The organism is Dietzia sp. DQ11-71 (assembly GCF_014144995.1).
Taxonomy (GTDB): domain Bacteria; phylum Actinomycetota; class Actinomycetes; order Mycobacteriales; family Mycobacteriaceae; genus Dietzia; species Dietzia kunjamensis.
Map to the genome: position 1 here is coordinate 1 of NZ_JAALDT010000530.1, position 4,251 is coordinate 4,251.

General features: G+C 65.9%; 5 protein-coding genes. 2 read left to right on the forward strand and 3 right to left on the reverse strand.

Translation table 11 applies throughout. From position 1 onward, the window contains the following. Both G6023_RS15650 and G6023_RS15655 read right to left on the reverse strand, forming a co-directional pair. Nucleotides 1-1,247: PPE domain-containing protein (locus G6023_RS15650; protein WP_472986462.1), on the reverse strand; the 1,247-nt coding region annotated here is incomplete at its 3' end. A gap of 125 nt (nt 1,248-1,372) precedes the next feature. Continuing rightward, entirely contained in the window at nt 1,373-1,945 is a 573-nt protein-coding gene (locus tag G6023_RS15655) for a DUF3558 family protein (protein ID WP_182636402.1), read from the reverse strand. Nucleotides 1,946-2,233: 288 nt separating this feature from the next. Between G6023_RS15655 and G6023_RS15660 the strand changes: the two genes are divergently transcribed. Both G6023_RS15660 and G6023_RS15665 read left to right on the forward strand, forming a co-directional pair. Beyond that, nucleotides 2,234-3,199, forward strand: coding sequence for a WXG100 family type VII secretion target (locus tag G6023_RS15660; protein WP_182636404.1), 966 nt, complete (start codon nt 2,234-2,236; stop codon nt 3,197-3,199). Between the two features lie 14 nt (nt 3,200-3,213). Beyond that, a complete protein-coding gene (locus G6023_RS15665; protein WP_182636406.1) occupies nt 3,214-3,399 on the forward strand; it encodes a hypothetical protein in 186 nt (61 codons plus the stop codon). Nucleotides 3,400-3,425: 26 nt separating this feature from the next. Here G6023_RS15665 and G6023_RS15670 read toward each other — a convergent pair whose 3' ends face one another. Beyond that, nucleotides 3,426-4,016 (reverse strand): hypothetical protein, encoded by a 591-nt coding sequence (locus G6023_RS15670; protein ID WP_182636408.1) that lies wholly within the window; start codon nt 4,014-4,016, stop codon nt 3,426-3,428. Between the last annotated feature and the right edge of the window lie 235 nt (nt 4,017-4,251).

Genomic DNA, 4,251 nt, shown 5'->3' on the forward strand with positions numbered 1-4,251 from the left:
TCGCCGACGGTTCCGCCGCGGATCCCACGGATCCCGGCCGCGCCACCGGCCCCGCCGCTGGTCTGCTGACCGTGTGCGCCCGGTATCGGCGCAAACGGCGCCCCCGCTGCGGTCGTCGTGGCGTTGACACCACTTCCCGCCCCTGCCTGTCCCGCTGACGGCGCTGCCGCTGCTCCCCCGTCGGCCGCACCTGCCCTCGCAGCCAGGAGAGCCTGCTGGGTGGCGGCATCTGTGGCCGAGGTGGGAGAGCTCGTCGTCGTCATCCCCGGCACTGCGCCGCCCGCGGTCCCGGCGGCCACCTGCGCCTCGTTGCCCGCTCCACTCGCACCACCCGTGAGGGCGGCGATTGCGGCAGCGCTCGGCGCCGCCGGCTGGGCCGGCCGCGGGATGCCCTCGGTGTTCCAGACGCGCGCCATGTCGATACCGCTGGGCCCGCCCAGCGCCGAGGTCGACACCACCCGGTACGCGGCGGTGAAGTCGAGGTCATCGAGGTTGGCGTCCATGACTGCGGGGCTGTACTCGGTGTTGACGATCGCCCTGGCCTGCTCCTCCGCCGCCGCCATTCGGGCCCGCGACTCCGCAGCGGCGCTCAGCCCCGCAGGTCCGTGCTCCTGGCCGGACAGCTGCGCGATCTTGGCTTGCGCTGCCTGCTCGGCGACGTTGGTGCGAGTGGTGACGAACCCGTCGTGCGCGCGCCTGGCCTTGGCTGCGACCTGCTCCAACTCCCCCGACAGGGCGAGCGCCGAGTTCACCAGGCCCGTCACCGAATCCTGCGCACTCGACGCGAACTCCCCCTGCCAGCTGCTACCGAGGATGTTGTTGAGGTCGCTGTTGAGCTGTTCCGCAGCTGAGTTCAGCGCCTCCGAGACTCTGGTGGCCCGCTCATCGATGTCGCTGAACTGGCTCGGCTGCAGCCCTTCGGCACATTGTGCGATGCGCTCCAGCGGCGAATCCGACACATCCTCCGGCCCCACTCGCCCGTAGGCGCCCGTGACGCACATGTCGTCGAGCGTGAACACGTCCGTCTCACTCGCGTAAATCAACCCAAGACTCTGCAACCCGACAGGCTCCTCCGCCGCCTTCGACAGCGCGTCCGCCAACGCCTCATCCTGCGCTTCGATAAGGCCTCCGGCGGCGGCGAAGAGCATCGACATCGCCTCCGCCTGAATCACGAATTCATCCAGAAGGCTGCGAAGATCTTTGTCTGCAAATAGCGAGTAGACGGTCCCTATTTGGCGAGCGGTCATAAACGACCCGGACGCCGCGACCTGCGCCCCGATAGAGCTCTGATCTATCGCGGTGCGAATTGTCCCGGTGAATCCTTCACACGCCTTTACACAAGCGCGTACGACCCCTTGTCCTAGATGAACAGTCACCGATAATCTCCCTCTGGGACAAACGCAACGATCGAGCTTGCGACCTCATCCAATGCGTGACACGGCGGGACCGAACGCTCTTGCCTGAAGTACCTAAGAGCCGTTGACATGGTCACCTTTATCCAAACCGTGCCGCGGCCCGTGAAAAGCAGATTCAGACAGGAGTCCTCCGCCCTATTCGACCTCTCCGTCATCTGAATCGCGTTCCGCGCACCGATCTCATCGTTGCGATTCTCGACGACGAAGTTTGGGTCGGATAAATACTCGTCGTGACTTTTCCAAGTTCCCAAGACGCTCACATGCACTTCATTGCTCTTCCAGCCACAAGAGATCAATTCCCCGCGCTCGTTGTTGGCATACTCGTCGATAGGGTGGACCGCGCCGCCAACCCCCTCTTCGATAGCTTTGATCGGGATCTCGGCACACGGGTCAAACAGGGCAGGCCGCTGCTCGATCGGCAGATCCCAGGGATTGCCCGGCTCCCCGGCAGCGGCCGGGCTCGTCGTCGTCGACGTCTCTTCTCCCCCGTCAGCCGACGCGCACCCGGACAGCACCACACCGGCGGCCACCACCGCGGCTACGAACGCTCTACTTTTTCCCACAACCTGTACGACGGGCCGAGCCGCCGAACGGTTCCCCCGACCTGAGGTTCGCGGCGCCAAATCGCGTCGCCGCAGGTCGGAAGGGGCGTCGTCAGGTCGGTAGGCGTTCACGATCAGAGATCATCGCAGTCGTCGCCAGCCGACGGGTGGGTCATCGCAGTGACGGGCCCGAAGAATTCTGCGTGGAGTGTGGAACCGGACGGCGGGCTCGCCACGTCGTACCTGGTGACGGACAAGCTGCAGGAAGGGCGAGGCGTGAGCTACACGATCGGGCAGATCGGTCGCTGGGACACCACCGCGCTGACCGCCGCCGGGGACGCCATTGCCACCCGTCGTGCCACTGCAGAAGGGTTACGGACATCCTTGGCCGACGGGCGGGACACGCTTTCCGAGGGCTGGTCCGGCGTCGCCGCAGACGCGGTCATCGACGCCGCCGAAACCGAGAAGTCACACGTCATAAAGCTCGTGGGCGGGCTCGAGGACCTCACCGACGCCCTGACCCGAGCCGAAGCAGCGCTGCAACCCGCAGTCCAATCGGTACGCGACCGAGTCCGGGATGCCGTCCGAGCCGGTCTGGTGGTGGGCCAAGACTCCGTCGGCCCCGGGCCCGGCCGCGACGACATCACCCAGGACACCGTCAACGCCCATGCCGAAACGGTCCGCGTGGCCCTGGACATCGTGCAGTCGCTCGACGAGCACTACGGCCGCGAGATCGACCTCGTGGCCACCCGGATCCACGATGCGATCCCGCCAGAAGTCGACCGGCGACCGATACCCGGAGGGTCACGAAACGGTTGGTTTGGCGCAGTCGACGCCGTGACCGGCGCGGCCGGCTACGGGTTCCCCATATCGGCCGACGAGCTGGACCCCGACACTCGTGGAAAACACAAGCTCAACCCTGTTGCGGACGCCCCCGGAAAGGCGTGGGCTGGCGTCCTACGCGGCCTCGGCAGAGCGGCCGGCCCTGCTGGCGCAGCCGTCACCATCTACGACGGCGTCGAGGGATACGCAAGGGGCGAAACCTCGGCTGCTGAAGCGTCACTGGAGACAGTAGGCGCTCTCGCCGGTGGCGCCACAAGCGGTGCGGCGCTTGGGGCCATGACGGGCAGTGCTGTCGGCCCACTTGGCGCGATCCTCGGCGCTGGCGTCGGCGCAGCGGTCGGCAGCTACTTGGGAAAGAAGGGGGGAAGTGCGGTGTTCGACCGATACTTCACCCCGTGACTAGGAGGAACCGAATGGACGACGACAAACCTTCCCTCAACCACAAAATTCGCTGGATCTGGCTAAGGCCGCCGACCTGGGCTGCATTCACACACAACATCCGCCTAATAGTGGCTAACGACCCCTCGGTCGTCGTTCGAATTTTCGGAAGTCTGGCGGTTATCGGCGGGGTGATCATCTGGGGCGAGTTCTTTGCCTGATTGGAGGTCAGCGGCGCAGGCTCGGATCACTCGTCGAGAAGATCTCTGCATTCCTCTTCGGTCGATTGCTCGAGGCACTCCATCCACCGAACCTGGTCGTCAACCCAGGGATGCCGCGGTTCCTGTCCGACATCCTGACGCCACACGTAGTTGTCGCACAGGATCGCAACGCCACTGGCGTCGACCGCCCTGCGGCCGATATCCGCTCCCATGCACTGCGCACCGAGGCGTGGCCCCGCCTGCCGCATCGCCTCCTCGACTGCCGGATTCGGCGCCAACTGCGGGTCACGCGACCACGCGGCACCGTCGGTGTACTGCAAACGGGTGCAGTAGGCGGTCACGCCGTCAGCGAAGACGGCCAACGCACCGCGGGGCCCGCACTCAGCACCCTCGGTCACGATCGCCGGGGTCGGCGCAGCAGGACTGTGGGGTGTCTCGTAGAGCGGTGTGGAGGTCGGTGTTGCGATCTCCTCCGAAACGGTCAATTCGGCCGTGGTCGCAACCGGCGACGACGAAGTGGCGGATGTGGGAGCCGGCCCCGGCGCCCGGTCAGCGTCTCCTCCGGGCTCGCCGCACCCGGACACAACGACGAGCACTGTCGCCAGCACACCGATCACTCTCACTCGCTCCGCGGCTACGTTGATGTGATCAGTATTGACACCGTCATCATGGTCGGAGGCCTCTTGCAGAAACCAGTTCGCGCAGTCCCCCGCAAGGCCAGCTGAGTCCAGGCGCAATCGGGCGAGTAGTCCGCGAGCACTCGGCGGTGACGGCATCGGCGTTCCTCTTTCACTGACGCGAACTGGGACGACGCGTTCGTGTCGTACCCAGGTGATCTAATCGAACACATGA